This is a genomic window from Arthrobacter globiformis, assembly GCF_046536215.2.
Taxonomy (GTDB): domain Bacteria; phylum Actinomycetota; class Actinomycetes; order Actinomycetales; family Micrococcaceae; genus Arthrobacter; species Arthrobacter globiformis_E.
The window spans coordinates 3,183,869-3,201,636 of the sequence record NZ_CM143421.1 but is presented as its reverse complement, the minus strand read 5'-3'; the positions used below and the strand labels follow the sequence as shown (position 1 = coordinate 3,201,636).

Annotated in this window: 15 protein-coding genes; 3 read left to right on the top strand and 12 right to left on the bottom strand. The window is 68.2% G+C overall.

Annotated elements, in window-relative coordinates:
* The 10 genes from R5O87_RS14420 to R5O87_RS14375 form a co-directional block, all read right to left on the bottom strand.
* A complete protein-coding gene (locus tag R5O87_RS14420) occupies positions 1-696 on the bottom strand; it encodes a 3-oxoacid CoA-transferase subunit A (protein ID WP_410555332.1) in 696 nt (231 codons plus the stop codon).
* Between the two features lie 3 nt (positions 697-699).
* Positions 700-1,941, bottom strand: a complete 1,242-nt coding sequence (locus tag R5O87_RS14415) for a thiolase family protein (protein WP_410555331.1) — start codon at positions 1,939-1,941, stop codon at positions 700-702.
* Positions 1,942-2,086: 145 nt separating this feature from the next.
* Entirely contained in the window at positions 2,087-2,587 is a 501-nt protein-coding gene (gene pcaC / locus R5O87_RS14410; protein ID WP_410558516.1) for a 4-carboxymuconolactone decarboxylase, read from the bottom strand.
* Positions 2,584-3,402, bottom strand: coding sequence for an alpha/beta fold hydrolase (locus R5O87_RS14405; RefSeq protein ID WP_410558517.1), 819 nt, complete (start codon positions 3,400-3,402; stop codon positions 2,584-2,586). Before R5O87_RS14405 ends, pcaC begins: the two co-directional genes overlap by 4 nt.
* Positions 3,395-4,891, bottom strand: a complete 1,497-nt coding sequence (locus R5O87_RS14400; RefSeq protein ID WP_410558518.1) for a lyase family protein — start codon at positions 4,889-4,891, stop codon at positions 3,395-3,397. Before R5O87_RS14400 ends, R5O87_RS14405 begins: the two co-directional genes overlap by 8 nt.
* Positions 4,888-5,478 carry a protocatechuate 3,4-dioxygenase subunit alpha gene (pcaG, locus tag R5O87_RS14395; RefSeq protein WP_410558519.1) on the bottom strand — a complete coding sequence of 197 codons (591 nt, stop codon included), beginning with the start codon at positions 5,476-5,478 and terminating at the stop codon, positions 4,888-4,890. The genes R5O87_RS14400 and pcaG overlap by 4 nt, the downstream gene beginning before the upstream one ends.
* Positions 5,471-6,319, bottom strand: a complete 849-nt coding sequence (gene pcaH / locus R5O87_RS14390) for a protocatechuate 3,4-dioxygenase subunit beta (RefSeq protein WP_410558524.1) — start codon at positions 6,317-6,319, stop codon at positions 5,471-5,473. Before pcaH ends, pcaG begins: the two co-directional genes overlap by 8 nt.
* 100 nt (positions 6,320-6,419) lie before the next feature.
* Positions 6,420-8,330, bottom strand: a complete 1,911-nt coding sequence (locus tag R5O87_RS14385; RefSeq protein WP_410558520.1) for a bifunctional sugar phosphate isomerase/epimerase/4-hydroxyphenylpyruvate dioxygenase family protein — start codon at positions 8,328-8,330, stop codon at positions 6,420-6,422.
* A complete protein-coding gene (locus R5O87_RS14380) occupies positions 8,330-9,211 on the bottom strand; it encodes a shikimate dehydrogenase (protein ID WP_410558521.1) in 882 nt (293 codons plus the stop codon). Before R5O87_RS14380 ends, R5O87_RS14385 begins: the two co-directional genes overlap by 1 nt.
* 158 nt (positions 9,212-9,369) lie before the next feature.
* Positions 9,370-10,233 (bottom strand): IclR family transcriptional regulator, encoded by an 864-nt coding sequence (locus R5O87_RS14375; protein WP_410558522.1) that lies wholly within the window; start codon positions 10,231-10,233, stop codon positions 9,370-9,372.
* Positions 10,234-10,461: 228 nt separating this feature from the next.
* Here R5O87_RS14375 and R5O87_RS14370 point away from each other — a divergent pair, with 228 nt between their 5' ends.
* Positions 10,462-11,781, top strand: a complete 1,320-nt coding sequence (locus R5O87_RS14370) for an MFS transporter (protein WP_410558546.1) — start codon at positions 10,462-10,464, stop codon at positions 11,779-11,781.
* Positions 11,782-11,903: 122 nt separating this feature from the next.
* Here R5O87_RS14370 and R5O87_RS14365 read toward each other — a convergent pair whose 3' ends face one another.
* Positions 11,904-12,971, bottom strand: a complete 1,068-nt coding sequence (locus R5O87_RS14365; RefSeq protein ID WP_410558545.1) for an ATP-dependent DNA ligase — start codon at positions 12,969-12,971, stop codon at positions 11,904-11,906.
* 124 nt (positions 12,972-13,095) lie between these two features.
* Between R5O87_RS14365 and R5O87_RS14360 the strand changes: the two genes are divergently transcribed.
* Together R5O87_RS14360 and R5O87_RS14355 are read left to right on the top strand one after the other, a co-directional pair.
* Positions 13,096-14,067, top strand: coding sequence for a TIGR03885 family FMN-dependent LLM class oxidoreductase (locus R5O87_RS14360; RefSeq protein ID WP_410556461.1), 972 nt, complete (start codon positions 13,096-13,098; stop codon positions 14,065-14,067).
* Positions 14,064-15,758, top strand: a complete 1,695-nt coding sequence (locus R5O87_RS14355; RefSeq protein ID WP_410556462.1) for an alpha-amylase family protein — start codon at positions 14,064-14,066, stop codon at positions 15,756-15,758. The genes R5O87_RS14360 and R5O87_RS14355 overlap by 4 nt, the downstream gene beginning before the upstream one ends.
* Before the next feature lie 33 nt (positions 15,759-15,791).
* Here the strand turns inward: R5O87_RS14355 and R5O87_RS14350 are convergent, their stop codons facing one another.
* Entirely contained in the window at positions 15,792-17,579 is a 1,788-nt protein-coding gene (locus tag R5O87_RS14350; protein WP_410556463.1) for a glycoside hydrolase family 13 protein, read from the bottom strand.
* Between the last annotated feature and the right edge of the window lie 189 nt (positions 17,580-17,768).

The window sequence follows — 17,768 nt, the reverse complement described above, 5'->3', positions numbered from 1 at the left end:
TCAGGCCACCTGTTCCTTCAAGTCGCTGCCGGCGGCGGTCGGCACGCGGACGATGCTGTTGACGTAAATGCCGGGGGTCACGATGTTTTCCGGGTCCAGCGCACCCGTGGGCACGATCTCGGACACCTGCACGATCGTGTGCTTGGCGGCGGCGGCCATGATCGGGCCGAAGTTCCGGGCAGTCTTGCGGTAGACCAGGTTCCCCACGCCGTCGGCCTTCAACGCCTTGATCAGCGCCACGTCGGCGTGGATCGGGGTCTCGAACACCTGGCCGCGGCCGTCGATGATCCTGGTTTCCTTACCCTCGGCCAGCATGGTGCCGTACCCCGTGGGCGTGAAGAACCCGCCAATCCCGGCACCCGCGGCGCGGATCCGCTCGGCCAGGTTGCCCTGCGGCACGAGCTCGAGTTCGATCTCCCCGGCCTTGTACTTCGCGTCGAAGTGCCAAGAGTCGGACTGCCGCGGGAACGAGCAGATCATCTTCCGGACCCGGCCCTCCTTGATCAGCAGCGCGAGGCCCTGGTCGCCCTGGCCGGCGTTGTTGTTCACCACGGTCAGGTCGGTGGCGCCGGACTCAAGCAGCGCGTCGATCAGTTCGAACGGCTGCCCGGCGTTGCCGAACCCGCCGATCATCACGGTGGAGCCGTCCTTGACGGCTGAGACGGCCTCGCCGACCGTGTCGATGAAGTTCAGCATCGCCTATGCCTTTCCGTTAGCAGAGGAAGTAGCGGTTACGTTTTCCAGCACGACGGCCAGGCCCTGGCCGACGCCGATGCAGATCGCCGCGACACCCCAGCGCTGGCCTGAGGCCTGCAGGGACCGGGCCAGGGTGCCCAGGATCCGGGTCCCGGACGCGCCGAGCGGGTGGCCCATCGCTATCGCGCCGCCGTGGCGGTTCACGATCGTGGGGTCGATGCCCCAGGCATTGATGCACGCCAGGGACTGGGCGGCGAACGCCTCGTTAAGTTCGACGGCGCCCACCTGGTCCCAGCCGATGCCCGCCTTCGCGAGGGCCTTGTTCGCCGCCTCCACCGGGGCGAAGCCGAAGAACTGCGGGTCGTTGCCGTGCGCGCCGCGGCCGGCGATCCGGGCCAGCGGCTCCAGGCCCAGGATCGAGGACGCGTTCTCGGACCCGATCCACGCCGCGGACGCACCATCGGACAGTGGCGAGGCGTTCCCGGCCGTGACCGTGCCACCCTTCGTAGCACCGGACGCGGCGTCTGCAGCCTCGGCACGGAACACAGTCTTCAAGCCGGCCAGCTTCTCCGCCGAAGAACCCGGCCGGATGCTCTCATCACGGACCAGGTCCGTGCCCGGAACCGGGGCCACCAGGTTGTCGTAGAACCCCTCGTCCCACGCCGCGGCCGACAGGTTGTGCGAGTTCGCGGCGAACTCGTCCTGCTGCGCCCGGGTCACCCCGTACTTCTCACGCAACCGCTCGGTGGCCTCGCCCAGGGAGATGGTCCACTCCTTCGGCATCGCCTTGTTCACCAGGCGCCAGCCCAACGTGGTGGACGCCAGGGTCATGTCCCCGGCCGGGTACGGCTTCTCCGTCTTCGGCAGCACCCACGGCGCCCGGCTCATCGACTCCGCACCGCCCACCAGGACCAGGTCGGCGTCGCCGGCGTTGATCTGCCGGGAGGCAATGATCGCCGCGTCCAGCGACGAACCACACAGCCGGTTGACGGTGGTGCCCGGGATCGAAACGGGAAGACCTGCCAGCAGCGTGCCCATCCGGGCGATGTTGCGGTTCTCCTCGCCGGCGCCGTTGGCGTTGCCGAACACCACCTCGTCGATGCGCTCCACGTCCAAGCCGGGAGCCCGGCGCACGGACTCGCCGATCACATGGGCGGCAAGGTCATCCGGCCGAACACCGGCAAGGCCGGAGCCGAACTTCCCGAACGGCGTGCGTACAGCGTCGTAAACAAAAGCCTGGTTCATGAATTCCTCGAATGTTCTGGCCCAACTAGGTAGCACTTCAGGGGGTTCTGAGGGCTGGGAACGCCCTGTGCTGCTACCTAGTTGGGTGGGGTGGGGGTGTTGGTGGGCCCGGGGCTGCGGGTGCGGGGTGCTTAGTGCGGGTTTGCTAGTGCGGGGTGTCCGTTGCGGCGCCGTCCGTGGCTGCGTTGTCCATTGCATGGAACACCTGCTGGGCCGTCTTGAAGGCGGTGTTGGCGGAGGGGACTCCGCAGTAGATGGCAGTCTGCAGCAGGATCTCCTTGATCTCGTCCCTGCTCAGGCCGTTGGTGATGGCCGCGCGGATGTGCATGGCCAGTTCCTCCCAGTGCCCGTGCGCCACCATGGCGGTGATGGTGACGGCGGAGCGCATCTGGCGCGGCAGGCCCGGACGGGTCCAGATGCCGCCCCATGCAATGCGGGTGATCATGTCCTGGAAGTCCTCGGTGAAGGCGTCCTTCTTGGCATTGGCCCGGTCCACGTGCGCGTCGCCGAGCACTTCGCGCCGGACCACCATGCCGCCGTCGTAAATCTCCTGGCTGGTGGCGTCCGGCTGGACCACACCGTTGCGCTCGGTGCCGGCCGTTTCGGTGCCGATAGCTTCGGCCCTGGCTCCTTCAAACGTGGTCATTTCGCTCCTCCGCGGGTTTCGGTCCAGGAAATGAGGCTCCGCATCAGTTCGGCCACGTGGGCCGGCGCCTCGGCGGGTGCCAGGTGCCCCACGCCCTCGAGCGTGACTGCGGACGCGGTGCCGCCGCCGGCGGTGATGCCGGCGGCCACCTCTTCGGCGAACGACGGCGGCGCAACAGCATCGTGAGCGCCGGCCACGGCCTGCGTGGGGACGCTGATGCTGCCGAGCTGGTCGCGCACGTCGAAGCCGGCCAGGGCCTCGCAGCAGAACGCGTAGCTGAAGCGGTCGGCGTCGCGCAGGGAGTGCAGGAGGCGGCTGCTGACTTCGGGTTCGCGGTCCATGAATCCGGGGGCAAACCAGCGTTCGGCCGAGCCCTGGATCATCACCGGCGTACCCTGGGCGCGCACGGTCTCGGCGCGTTCCAGCCAGCCCTCGGGGGTGCCGATCTTGGCACCGGAGCACTGCACGGAGAGGCTCTTGAGCCGGTGGCCATGCTTGATGCCCAGCTGCAGGCCGGTGGCCCCGCCCAGGGACACGCCGGCGTAGTGGAACTTCTCGCCGGGGGCGATCGAGTCAACAAGCTCGACGACGGCGTCCGCCAGATCGGCGACGCTGAACGTTTCAGCGGCCGGGGCAGAGACGCCGTGGCCGGGCAGGTCCCAGGCGACGACGTCGTAATCGTTGCCCAGGAGCGAGCCGGACTGGGTCCACAGCACCGAGGAGGTGCCGAGCGACGGCCCGACGATCAGGAGCGGTTTGTCCCCCAAGGCGCGCTGGGGGGAAAGCAGCACTGCCTTCACTGCTGGTTTAGCCACGGGAATCTCCGTTTCGGTCGGGTTCGGTTGAAGTAAGCGCAAAATCCGGGAAAGCTGCCAGGATCCGCCGCGAAATCTCGGTTGCCTGGCCGAGGTAGCTGGCGGGGTTGAGCAGCTCCTCGAGCTGTGCGTCGGAGAGCCTGTCCCCGGGGACGGCCTCGCGCAGCAGCCGGCGGTACGTGGCGGCCTGTTCGGCCGGCGGCGCCTGCAGCGTCTTGTCGACGACGGCCTGCAGCTGCTGCTTTCCGTCCCCGTTGGATCCCGCAGCGCCGGCTTCCCCGGCGGGAAGAAGCGGTGCCACTGCGGCGGAAACACCCTCGCTGAGCAGCAGCGGCCCGGACAGGTCAAGGTTCCGCCGCATGCCGTCGGGGAAGACCTGCAGGCCATCCGCGAGTTCCCGCACATGGCCGGCGGCACCAAGGGCCAACGCGAGCAGCTGGCGCAGGGCCGGCCATTCGGTGTGCCACGCACCGTCGGGGCGTTCGTCGTTGAAGGTGGCCGCGGCAAGATGCAGCTGGGCCGCCAGGCCGGGGGCCTGCAGGGCCGCGCTGCGAACCAGCACGGACAGCACGGGGTTCTGCTTCTGCGGCATCGCGGAGGAAACTCCGCGGCCCGGCGCGCGGGGTTCGGCCACCTCGGCCACCTCGGGACGGCTCAGGAACAGGACGTCCGCGGCGATCTTGCCAAGCGCGTCCACCACGGAGGCAACGGCGTCACCGAGCGAGGTCACCGCGAGCCGGTTGGTGTGCCACGGTGCAGGTGCGGCGGCGAGTCCCAGCTGGGCTGCCAACGAGTCCGCGAGTGTAAAGGGGTCAGTGGTGGAACTGGAGGTCAGCACAGTCCCGGCAGCGAGCGTGCCGGCCGCGCCGCCGAACTGCACGGGCAGCTCCAGTGCACCGAGCCGGCGTGCCGCGGCCGCCAGGCCATGGAACCACTGCGCGGCCCTCAGCCCGAACGTGAACGGCAGCGAATGCTGGGTCAGGCTCCTGCCGACGCACAGCGTGTCCGCATGCCGTTCCGCGAGCCGGGCGAGCGCCGCCGTAGTGCCTTTCACGTCGGCGATCAGCGCCTCAACGGTATTGCGGGCCACCAGCATCAGTGCGGTGTCCAGCACGTCCTGGCTGGTCAGCGATGTATGCACGGCCTTCGCAGCGCCGACACCAGCGCCGGAAGTATCCAGCGCTTTGACCTGGGTGCGAAGGTCGGCCAGCAGCGGGATCACGGGGTTCCCGCCTCCCTGCGCACGGCGGGCGATATCGGCAAGAGCGTACCGGGAGGCGTCGGCGGCGTGGGCCACCACGGCAGCGGAACCGGCGGGAGCGAGGTCATGGTGCTCCAGCACCGCAGCCCAGCCGGCCTCGACGGCGAGAATCGCCGCGAGGACGGCCCGGTCACCGGTCAGGGCCGCCACCAGAGGCGACGCCGACACGGGACTGAGCAGGCCAAAGTCGCCAACCCCGCCGGGGCCCGCTGCCTGGAAGCCGGTCACTTTGCGGCGCCCCCGGTGCCGGTTCCCTCGAAGTCGAGGAAGACGGTTTCGCCCTCGCCCTGCAGGCGGATGTCCCACGTGAGCCCGCCGTCGGCGTCGCGGCGCGCGATCAGCGTCTTGCGGCGCTCGGGGTCCAGCGAGGACAGCAGCGGGTCCTTCGCCAGTGCTTCCTGGTTCTCCGGCAGGTAGACGCGGGTGAAGAGGCGGTTCATCAGGCCGCGGGCAAAGACCGCGACGGAGATGAAGGCCGCGGCGCCGGGCTCGGTGGGCCCCGGGTTCACTGTGGTGAAGGTGTAGACGCCGGTGTTGCCCACGGCGCTGCGGCCGAAGCCGGTGAAGGTGTAGCCGTCGCGGACCAGCGAGCCGGTCCGGTGCACGATGTTGCCCTCGGCGTCCGGCTGCCAGATCTCCAGGATGGCGTCCGGAATCGGGTGCCCGGCGCCGTCGTAGACGGTGCCCTGGAGGCGGATGGAGCCGGCGGATCCGGGGGCCAGCAGCTCGCGGTCCTTGTTGTAGGGCAGTGCGTAGCCGTAGAACGGGCCCACGGTCTGGCCCGGAGTGGGAACAAGCTTGGTGGAGTTACTCATGGTCGTCGCCTTCCGCGCCCAGCGCCTCGTTCTCGGTCCAGGTCCGCTTGGAACCCGTCAGGACGATGTCCCAGTTGTAGCCCAGCGCCCATTCCGGCTGGGTCAGCTCGTGGTCGTAGGTGGCCACGAGGCGGTCGCGGGCGTCCTGGTCCACGATCGACTGGTAGATCGGGTCCAGCGGGAAGAGCTGGTCGCCGGGGAAGTACATCTGCGTGACGATGCGCTGCGTGAACTCGGTGCCGAACAGCGAGAAGTGGATGTGCGCGGGGCGCCAGGCGTTGAGGTGGTTCTTCCACGGGTAGGCGCCGGGCTTGATGGTGACGAAGCGGTAGGAGCCGTCCGGGCCGGTGATGCAGCGGCCCACGCCGGTGAAGTTGGGGTCCAGCGGCGCGGGGTGCTGGTCGCGCTTGTGGATGTAGCGGCCGGAGGAGTTGGCCTGCCAGATCTCCACCAGCTGGCCGGCAACCGGGCGGCCGTCGCCGTCGAGCACCTTGCCCTGGACGATGATCCGCTCGCCCAGCGGCTCGCCGTTGTGCTGGATGGTCAGGTCCGCTTCCAGCTCGTGGACGTCCTGGTGGCCGAACGCCGGGGAGTACAGCTCGATGGTTTCCGGGTCAGCGTGGTGCAGGCTCTTGGTGGGGTGGCGCAGGAGGCTGCTGCGGTAGGGCGGGAAGTCCAGGCGCGGCTGGGTTTCCGGCGCCGCACCGTCCTTCAGCGCCCGGGCGTAGGCGTCTCCGAGGGACTTGATCTCCGCGGTGAGATCCTGCTGGGTTTCCACGCGCGGCTTCCCTGCCGGAGCGGCCGTCGGGGCGGCCGGGGTTGCGGGTACTGCGTCCGACAGGTCCTCGGTCAGCGCGTCGGCGTTGTACGTTGCGAGATTCACGTCTTCAGGCACAGCAGCCTCCTTTCAATCTGTGGTTGGGCAATCAGCGGTTGGGCAATCAGCGGTTGGTTTGGGTCAGGCGGTGCAGGTGGTCGTACTGGACGGCGTGGCGCACCGGCGCGTTGGGCGCCCCGTAGCCGTCGTAGCTGCCGCGGCGTTCCACCATTTCGAAGAACACGCTGCCCACCGTGGCGGTGTAGAAGTGCAGGAATTCTCCGTCGGCGTCGCGGTCGTACAGCAGGTTGAGGTCCCGGAGCGTGGCCAGGAAACCCGGGTCGAGGTCGAAGCGGGCGTCCAGGTCCTCGTAGTAGTTCTCCGGGATCTGCAGGAAGGCCAGTCCCCGGTCGCGGGCTGCGCGGGCCGTGGCCACCAGGTCATCCACCGCGAAGGCGATGTGCTCCTGGTAGGTCTTCCGCGGCGCCGTCCCGGACTCCGCGCCGTCCTGCTGGATGACCGGGGCCAGGTTCAGCACCAGGCGCACGTCCCGGTCCGAAGTCTGCATGACCTGCGACCGGACCAGGCCGCTGGGGCTGGCCACCTCGGCGTACGGCTGCGGCTCCAGCGCCAGCGCGCTCGTGTAGAAAAGGACAGCCTCGTCGAAGTGCTGCCACGGCTGGGCCAGGTTCACGTGGTCGATCACCGCGGTCCGGGCGCCGAAGGGCACCTCGAGCCCCTCACCGAATTCGCGCGTCCAGGCCGCCGTCCCGTCGGGGTTGCCCTGGCACAGGAAGATCTCGGTGGAGTCGGGGGCGGCGAAGCCCTGGAAGACTTCCTCGTTGGCCTGGCTCTTGCGCGGAACCACGGGGGCCTTGAGCTGCTGGGCGCGGGCCGAGGCAATCACCGGGGAGTCGACGTCGAACCCCAGCGCGGCGATGGCGGGCTCGGCGGCTTCGGGGGCCTGTTCGTTGATGATCACCCGGGCGTGGCCCATGGTCCAGAGCTGGACGTCCTTGGTGCGGTGGCGGCCGTTGAACTCGAAGCCGAGCTGGCCGAGCACCTTTTCGAGCACCCCGGTGTCCGCGGCCTTGACCTCGGCGAAGTTGAAGCCGGCGGGTTCCGCCACCTGCGGAAGGGTGGCCAGTTCCATCGGATAACGACGGCGGGCAGAGGCTTGGGTGCCGGCGGCACCGGCAGTGCCAGCGGAGGCAGCGTCCAGCCACTTGGCGCTCTGCTCCTCCAGCCAGATCAGCGAGCGCATGGCGTCGACGGCGGTGCGTTCGACGTCGGACTGGCGGAAGACGTCGTTGAAGACCTCCAGCGACACCGGGCCTGTGTAGCCGGCGCGGACCACGTGGCCCATGAACTTGGCGAGCTCGAACTGGCCCTCGCCCGGGAAGACGCGGTAGTGCCGGCTCCAGGAGAGCACATCCATGGAGAGCTTGGGGGCGTCGGCCACCTGCACGAAGAAGATCTTGTCCGCGTTGATGTTCTCGATGGGCGCGGTGTCCCAGTCCCGGGACAGGATGTGGAAGGAGTCCAGGCAGGTGCCGAGGTTGGGGTGGTCCACCGTCTCCACGAGCCGGTGGGCGTGCTCGTAGTCGTTGACGTACTTGCCCCAGGCGAGGGCCTCGTAGGCGACCTTGACGCCGTGCTCGCCGGCGAGGTCAGCCAGGGCGGAGAGCTGCGCAGCGCGGAGGTCGTCGTCGTCGATGGTGGCGGTGGCGACGTTGGTGCAGACCAGGATGGTGTCCATGCCCAGCCGGGACATGAGCCGGAACTTGGCCTCGGCCCGGCGGAGGTTGGCCGCGAGCAGGTCCTCGGTCACGCTGTCGAAGTCGCGGAAGGGCTGGTAGAGGTCCAGCGTGAGGCCCAGGTCGGCGGCCATCTTGCGGACGTCCTCGGGGCTGAGCGACGAGGTGACCAGGTCCTGCTCGAAGATCTCGATGCCGTCGAAACCCGCGATGGCGCAGGCCTGCATCTTCTCCTTCAGCGTGCCGGAGAGGCAGACGGTGGCGATTCCGGTGCGCATCAGACGGCCACCTCTTCGGCCGCGATGAGCTCGAGGAAGTGGGCGCGCATCCGTTCGGCGTCGGGCTCGAGCCCCGTAAAGATCCGGAACGCGTCGGCGGCCTGGCCCACGGCCATGCGTCCGCCGTCGAGCACCTGGCAGCCCTTGGCCCGCGATTCGCGGACCAGCTCGGTTTCGATGGGGCGGTAGACGATGTCCGCCACCCAGTGCCGGGGCTCGACGAGCGCCATGTCCAGCGGGGTGCCGGGGTGGGCGGCCATGCCCACGGGGGTGCAGTGCACCAGACCGTCGGCGGCGGGCATCAGCTGCGGCAGCTCCGCCGTCGTGCGTGCGGTGACGGTGCGGTCCGGGAAGAAGCCGGCCAGTTCGGCGGCACGTTCGGCGCAGCGCGCCGGATCCATGTCCACCAGTTCCAGCGTCTGCACGCCGGCGGTGAGGAGGGCGTAGGCGACGGCGGATCCGGCACCGCCCGCTCCCAGCTGCACCACGCGGCCCAGCCTGGCATCTGGAAGTCCGGAGGCGAGGGCGGCGGCAAAGCCGGAGAAGTCTGTGTTGTGGCCGATGAACCGGCCGTCCTGGATGACCACGGTGTTGGCGGCGCCCAGGCGTTCGGCGTCGGGGGCGATCTCGTCGAGGTGCTCGAGGACCAGCTGCTTGCACGGGTGCGTGATGTTGAGGCCGTTGTACCCCATCCGGTAGGCGCTCTGCAGCAGGTCGCCTACGGCGGCGGCCGGCAGGTCGAGCTCGTGGAGGTCGATGGGCCGGTACAGGTAGCGGACGCCCTGGACGTCGCCTTCGCGTTCGTGCATGTAGGGCGAGAGCGACGGCATCACGCCATCCCCGATAAGTCCTATGAGGTAGGACTCGGTTCGATTGCTCATGCGTGCGGCTCCTTTGACAACGGCACTCGGCGGGTGCGGGCGTCTGCTGCGTCGCGTGCTGGCCGGGTGATATGGATAACGGTACAGGAAAAGTTCACATGCTGCACTCTTGTTCTAGATGCGAACAAAAAAGTTTCGGATCGCATTTTCCGAACGGTTCAGCGCTGGGGCAGACGGGCGGAAAGCTCGACGGCGGCGGCCTGCAGGAGGGGGACCAGCGCTTCCATCGCCTCCATACTGAGCCGGAAAACCGGAGCGGCCGTGGCCAGGGAGGCAAAGGCAATGCCCTGGGAGTTGAAGACCGGCACGGCAATGGCCCGCATGCCGAGCTCATTTTCCTCATCCATCACCGCGTAGCCCTGCCGCCGGACTTTCTCGATTTCGGCGCGGAAGGCGTCCCGGTCGGTGATGGACAGGCTGGTCAGCGGCTCCAGCGGAAGCTCCTCCAGCAGCCTTTCCCGGTCCTCATCCTCAGCGAACGCCACGAGCGCCTTGCCGACCGAGGTGGTGTGGAGCGCACCGAGAAAGCCGGGGTCACTGGTCACACGGAAAGTCTGCGGACCGTCCACCTTGTTCACGGTGAGGTGGTGGATGCCGTCCCGGACAGACAGGATGGTGGCCTCGCCCGTCTGCTCAGTAACCTTGCGCAGGACAGGCAGCGCGGTGCCGGCGAAACCGTGGTGGTTGGAGACCGCCTGGCCCAGCTGGAAGATGCGGAGGCCCAGGTGATAGCGGCGGCCATCCGGCTCGTAGTCCACAAAACCGTCGCGGGTGAGCGAGCCGAGGAGCCGGTAGGTGGTGCTGAAGGGCAAGTCCGCGCGGCGCGAGATCTCCGCAGCGCTGGCGCCGCGGGGCTCATCCCCCAGCAGCACCAGCAGGCCCAGGGCCTTGCCCACCATGTCGGTGCGGGACTCCCCCTTGGCGGGCTTTGCGACTTCGGGGGCTACTGCTTCAGCAGGGGCTGCTGGGTCAGCGGGGGTCTCTGGGGAGGCGTCTTCGCCTGTGGCTTCCTTCACACTCATAGCTCGATGTTGCCACAATGTGAGAGCTATTTCTAGATCGTGAGCAGGTTTCTTGACAGGTGACTGTCCTCACAGCCATCATTGCTGTATCGCACAGGTAGCTCTCACCATGTGGCTACTGAGCTCCGGGTCTCCCCAGGGACCCCCAACCGCCCCTCCCCCACCCGGACGGCGGCCCGCGATCCCCCGATTTATCCCGCGACAACGTCGTCCCCCTGAAGGAACACCATGAGCCAGACCATCCCGTCCGCCGCGCCGGGCACTGTTGCCCCGGCCGGGACACCGAAGAAGGCAGCCCTTGCCAGCTTCCTCGGCAGCGCCGTCGAGTATTACGACTTCTTTATCTTCGGCTCGGCAGCCGCCCTGATCTTCCCGCACGTGTTTTTCCCTGACGCGGACGCCAATGCCGCCATCATGTCCTTCGCGACGTTTGGTTTCGCTTACATCGCACGGCCCGTCGGCGCCGTCATCCTGGGCCACTTCGGTGACCGGGTGGGCCGGCGCAAGGTCCTGATGTTCACCCTGGTCCTCATGGGTGCCTCCACCTTCCTGATCGGCTGCCTGCCGGACTTCAACACCGTGGGCTGGTGGGCTCCGGCGCTGCTGGTGCTGGCCCGCCTCTGCCAGGGCCTCTCGGCTGCCGGTGAACAGGCCGGCGCATCCTCCATGACCCTGGAGCACGCTCCGGACAACCAGCGCTCCTTCTTCACCTCGTGGACCCTGACCGGCACGCAGGGAGGCCAGATCCTGGCCGCGCTCGTCTTCATTCCGGTCCTCGCCCTGCCCGATGAGATCAAGTACGGCATCGGCTGGCGGGTCCCCTTCTGGCTCAGCGCCGTGGTTGTCATGATCGCGTTCTTCATCCGCCGTTCCCTGCACGAGCCGCCGGCCTTCGAGGCAGCCCAGAAGTCGGCCCAGATCGCCAAGCTCCCCGTCGCCGACCTGCTCAAGGCCCACTGGCGCGATGTCCTCCGCGTCATCTGCTGCGCCTTCATTGCCGCCGTCTCCACCGTGTTCGGGACCCTCGCCATCAGCTACGCCAAGACCGTCGCCGGCGTGGACGGCACCATCACCCTCTGGCTCGTGGTCGGCGCCAACCTCGTCGCCCTGGGCACCCAGCCGCTCTTCGGCAAGCTGGCCGACCGGATCGGCCGGAAGCCGGTCTACATCTACGGTGCCCTGTCCAGCGCGGCCCTGGCCCCGCTGTTCCTGCTGAGCCTCGAGTCCGGCAACGTGCCGCTGATGTTCCTGGCCGCCATCGCCTTCTTCTCCTGCGGCTACGCAGCCGCGAACGCCGTCTGGCCGTCCTTCTACGCCGAGATGTTCAGCACCAAGGTTCGGTTCTCCGGCCTGGCCATCGGCACGCAGCTTGGCTTCCTCATGGCCGGCTTCGCCCCGGCCATCGTCGCGGCCATGGGCGGCATCAAGCCCGGCGGCTGGGTGCAGATCAGCATCTTCACCGCGGTCATCTGCGTTATCGCCGCCGTCTCGGCCCTCACGGCCAAGGAGACCTTCAAGGTTCCCACCAGGGAGCTCGGCCTTAAGTAGCTCAACACGGTGCGTCCCGCCGTCGTGACCCGGTTTGCCCCCCGAACCGGGTCACAGCACGGCGGGTCGCGCCGTTTTGGGGAAATTTAGTTTGAAAGAAGGTCACGACGGCGGGCCGCCCCTCAGGTGGCGAGCACCTCGGCGAGGTCGAACTTCACCGGCTCATCGAGCTGTTCGTAGGTGCAGGACTCCGGGTCACGGTCCGGCCGCCAGCGAACGAACTGGGCAGTGTGACGGAACCGCTCGCCCTCCATGTGGTCGTACTTCACTTCCAGCACCCGTTCCGGCCGCAGCGGCGTGAAGGACAGGTCCTTGCCCGCGCTCCACCGGCTGCCCTCCGCGTTGCGGGGTGTGCGGTTGCCTTCCTCCTGCTTGGCCCAGGCCCACGGGTGCTCCTCGAAACTGGTCACCAAGGGCTGGAGTTCCTCGAAAAGCTCCTTGCGCCGCTTCATCGGGAACGCGCCAACGACGCCCACGCTGGCGAGTTCACCGCCGGGCTTGTACAGGCCCAGCAGCAGCGAGCCGATCGCGTCAGGGCCGCTCTTGTGGACGCGGTAGCCGGCCAGGACGCAGTCGGCGGTCCGTTCGTGCTTGATCTTGAACATCACGCGCTTGTCCGGCTGGTACGGACCGTCCAGCGGCTTGGCAATGATCCCGTCCAGACCGGCGCCCTCGAACTGGTGGAACCACTTTCCGGCCAGTTCCGGGTCCTGCGTGGCGGCGGTCAGATGGACCGGGGCGCCGGCGGAGGCGAAGGCCCGCTCCAGGGCCGCCCGCCGCTCGGCGAAGGGACGGCCGCTGAAATCCTCGTCTCCGAGGGCCAGCAGGTCGAAGGCCACGAACTTGGCCGGCGTCTGTTCGGAGAGCATCTTGACCCTGCTGGCCGCGGGGTGGATCCGCTGCTGCAGGGCGTCGAAGTCCAGCCGGTCCCCGGACGCGCCCACCAGGACGATCTCGCCGTCGATCACGCATTTGGGCGGCAGGTTGGCCTTCAGTGCCTCCACGAGCTCCGGGAAGTAGCGCGTCATCGGTTTCTCGTTGCGGCTGCCGATCTCCACGTCGTCGCCGTCGCGGAAGATGATGGAGCGGAATCCGTCCCACTTCGGCTCGTAGCTCAGGCGGCCTTCGGGGATGGCACCGACCGACTTGGCCAGCATGGGGGCGACAGGGGGCATGACCGGCAGCTGCATAGGCCCCATTCTTGCCCGGGACCCTGCCGGACGCCACCCCCATGGCCCGGCGCGCCTCCGCAGGGCCACCCCCCCGAACACGCCGCCCTCGACACGGCCCCCGCCCGCCGGTAGACGTTCAACGATGGCAGCTATCGGTTTCCACGCATCGCATGAACAGATCAGCCCCGGCCAGCTCCTGAAGGACGTCCGGCTCGCCGAGGAGGCGGGCTTCGACGCCGCCATGTGCTCGGACCACATCGAACCGTGGTCGGCGCGGCAGGGGCACTCGGGCTTCGCGTGGTCCTGGCTCGGGGCTGCCCTGGCCACCACCGGCCTGCGCTTCGGCGTGGTCACCGCGCCGGGCCAGCGGTACCACCCGGCCATCATCGGCCACGCCTCGGCCACCCTGGCATCCATGTTTCCCGGCCGGTTCTGGATGGCGCCGGGCAGCGGCGAGAACATGAACGAGCACGTCACCGGCGATCCCTGGCCTCTGAAGGAAACCCGGCAGCAGCGGCTGGAGGAGTGCGTGGATGTCATCCGCCGGCTGCACGCGGGCGAGGAGGTGACCCACCACGGCCTCGTCACCGTGGAGCAGGCCCGGATCTGGGATGTGCCCGAGCCCCCGCCGCCGCTGATTGCGCCGGCCATCAGCGTGGAGACGGCCCGCCGCGCCGCCGGGTGGGCTGACGGCCTCGTCACGGTGAACCAGCCGGCCGAAAAACTCACCGAAATGCTGGCGGCGTACCGGGCCGGGGGCGGCAAGGGGAAGGCCGTGCTGCAGATCCACCTGTCCTGGGCTCCCCAGGAGGAGGACGCGGTCGCCATTGCCCTGGACCAGTGGCGTTCGAACGTCTTCGCCCCGCCCATCCCCTGGGACCTGCCGACGGCGGCGCACTTCGACGGCGTCAGCACCGACGTCGGGGAAGCCCAGGTCCGGAAGTCGGTGAACATCTCCGCCAGTCTGGACCGCCACGTGCAGTGGCTGGGCGAGTACCTGGACCTTGGCTTCGACGAGCTGTACCTCCACTTCGTGGGGCAGGAGCAGGCGCCGTTCATCGACGCCTTCGCGGACAGCGTCCTGCCGCAGCTGCGGAAGGTGCCCGTGGCATGAACATCGCGGAGACATCGGACCTGTGGTGGAAAACCGCGGTCGTCTACTGCCTGGACGTGGAGACGTTCTTTGACCACGACGGCGACGGCACCGGGGACTTCAGCGGCCTGACCCAGCGTGTGGACTACCTGGCCGCGCTGGGCGTGAACTGCATCTGGCTCATGCCCTTCTATCCGTCACCGGACCGGGACGACGGCTACGACGTGACCGACTTTTTCGACGTCGACCGCCGGCTGGGCACGCTGGGCGACTTTGTGGAGTTCATCCGCACCGCGAAGGACCGCGGCATCCGGGTGATCGCGGACTTCGTGGTCAACCACACCTCCAACCAGCACCCCTGGTTCGTGGAGGCCCGCAAATCCGTGGACAACCCGTACCGGGACTACTACGTCTGGCGCAGCGATCCGCCGCCGGACACGTCCTCCGAGGTGGTGTTCCCGGGCGAGCAGACCTCCATCTGGACCCAGGATGACGCCACCGGCGAGTGGTACCTGCACATGTTCATGGAGCACCAGCCGGACCTCAACGTCACCAACCCCAAGGTCCGCAACGAGATCGCCAAGGCCATGGGCCTCTGGCTGGAGCTCGGGCTGGACGGCTTCCGGCTGGATGCCGTGCCGTTTTTCCTGGAGACCCGCGGCGCGCCCAAGGACGAGGCCGCCAACATCAACCCGCACGACTACCTCAGCGCCCTGCGCAGCTTCGTCAACCGGCGCAACGGCGGCGCGGTGCTGCTGGGCGAGGTGAACCTGCCGTACAAGGACCAGCTGGAGTATTTCGGCGGCGCCGAAGGCAACGAGCTGAACATGCAGTTCGACTTCATGTCCATGCAGCACATCTACCTGTCGCTCGCCAGGCAGGACGCCCGGCCGCTGGCCGAAACGCTGAAGACGCGTCCGCGGCTCCATCCCGACAACCACTGGGCGATGTTCGTGCGCAACCATGACGAGCTCACGCTGGACAAGCTCAGCGACGGCGAACGCGAGGAGGTGTTCGCCGCGTTCGGACCGGACAAGAACATGCAGCTCTACGGCAGGGGGCTGCGGCGCCGGTTGCCGCCGATGCTGGACGGCGATGCCGACCGGATCCGGATGGTCTACTCGCTGATGTTCTCGCTGCCGGGCACGCCGGTGCTCTTCTACGGCGAGGAGATCGGCATGGGCGAGGACCTGCGGCAGAAGGGCCGCGCCGCCGTCCGCACGCCCATGCAGTGGAACGACGAAAAGAACGGCGGCTTCTCCAGTGCCAAGGTGTCCGATCTGGTGGTCCCGCTGCCCCGCGGCGAGTACGGCCCGGAGAAGGTCAACGCGGCCGGCGCCAAACGGGATCCGGAGTCACTCTGGAACTTCATGGCCACCCTGATCCAGCGGTACCGCGAATCGCCGGAGCTGGGCTGGGGCGAGTTCGCCGTCCTCGAACAGCCCGAGCCGGCCGTGTTTGCGCACCGCTGCAGCTCGTCGGAGGCCACCGTGGTGCTGCTGCACAACTTCGGCGACGCGCCGGTCAAGGTTGCCGCGAACGTCGGGTCCGGGGACAGCCCGCCACGGGCGTTCCGGGACGCGATCCTGCTGGACCTGTTCGACGGCGGGAACGTTCCGTTGGAGGCCGACGGCGGGTTCACCGTTGAGCTGGGACGGTACGGCTACCGCTGGTTCCGGGTCCACCGGCCCGGTGACCGGCTGGCACCCTGACTTCAGAGATCCCCTGCCGGCCCGGCCGGGCCCCTACTGCAGGCTGCGGCGAAACACTTTCACCTCCCACGGGCGCAGGGCGAACGGCTGGCGTTCGCCGGCGTCGGCGCCGGTGTCCGTGTCGGGCGGATAGTTGCCCAGCACCAGGTCCGGCGTTCCCCCGACCCAGGTACCGCCGTCGAGCGCGGCCGTCCGGCCGGTCCCCGAAAAGTTGGCCAGCACCAGCAGTTCCGCCTCCGGAAGGGAGCGTGTGAACGCGTAGACGTGTTCGTCGTCGGGCAGCAGCATGCCGAAGTCACCGTAGGCGACCACGGGGTCCGAGTGCCGGAGGGCGATGACCTTGCGGTAGAAGCTGAAGACGGACCCGGGGTCGTCAACCTGGGCGGCGGCGTTGATGGTGTTGGCGTTCGGGTTCACGGCGATCCAGGGCGCCCCGGTGGTGAAGCCGCCATGCCGGCTGGCGTCCCACTGCACGGGTGTACGGGCGTTGTCCCGGTTCAACGGCGCCAGGGCGGCGAGGACCTCGGCGTCGGTGTGGCCCAGGTGCGTGGTGGCTTCGCGGTGGTGGTTGAGGACTTCGATGTCGCGGTAGTCGCTGATGGCGCCGAACGCCATGTTGGTCATGCCCAGCTCTTCGCCCTGGTAAACGTACGGCGTGCCGCGGTGCAGGTGCAGGACAGCGGCCAGCATCTTCGCCGACAGTTCCCGGTACCGGCCGTCATCGCCGAACCGTGAAACGGCACGGGCCTGGTCATGGTTTCCCCAGTAGAGGCTGTTCCAGCCGCGTTCCGCGAGCCCTTCCTGCCAGCGCCCCAGGGACTTCTTCAGGTCGGTGAGCAGCAGCTTCTTGGGCCGCCACTTGTTGCCGCCCTCCTGGTCCAGCGCCACGTGCTCGAACTGGAACACCATGTCCACCTCGCGGCGGGCGGGATCCGTGAACAGCGCCGCGTCCCCGACGGTGACGCCCGGCATCTCGCCCACGGTCAGCAGGTCCTTGTCCCGGCCCGCGAAGACTTCCTCGTGCATCTCCTGCAGGAACTCGTGGATGCGCGGGCCGCAGATGAAGTGCGGGCCGCCGTCGCCGTAGAGCATGCCTTCGGCCTGCGGACCGTCGGGCAGCGACTGCTGTTTGGAGATGAAGTTGATGACGTCCATCCGAAAGCCGTCCACGCCGCGGTCCAGCCACCAGTTCATCATGTCGTACACGGCGGCCCGCACCTCGGTGTTTTCCCAGTTGAGGTCCGGCTGCTTGCGGGAGAACAGGTGCAGGTAGTACTCACCTGTCTCCGCGTCGTATTCCCAGGCCGGGCCCGAGAAGGCTGAGCCCCAGTTGTTGGGTTCTGCGCCCGGTGTTCCGGGCTCAGGCGTTCCGGGCTCAGCGCCCTCACGCGGCGGCCGCCACCAGTACCAGTCCCGCTTGGGGTTGTCCTTGCTGGAACGGGATTCCACGAACCACGGGTGCTCGTCCGAGGTGTGGTTCACCACGAGGTCCATCACCAGCTTCATGTCCCGCGAGTGCAGGCCGTCCAGCAGTTCGTCGAGGGTTTCCAGCTCGCCGAACACCGGGTCGATGTCGCGGTAGTCGCTGATGTCGTAGCCGTTGTCATCCTGCGGTGAGCGGTACACCGGGGACAGCCAGACGACGTCGACCCCCAGCTTCTGCAGGTAGTCCAGCTTGCCGATGATCCCGCGCAGGTCACCGATGCCGTCGCCGTCCGAGTCAGCGAAGCTGCGCGGATAGATCTGGTACACCACCGCACTCTTAAACCACTCCCTGCCGGCCCGGTAGGGCGTCTCTGCCTCGGTTTCCTGCGTGGTCATCGCTGGCTCCTCCTGGTCGACGGTGGCGGGCTGCTGGCCCACTGAAAGTCTTGTTCCAGAAGAATCCGCGGTCAATGGCCTGACTCAATGGACCCGCTCAATGGACTGGCTCAATGGATTGGCTTGGGGGAAGTGCCCGGCCTGGCCCATGCTCAGTCCGTTTCCGGGCCGGCGCAGTAGAAGCAAATG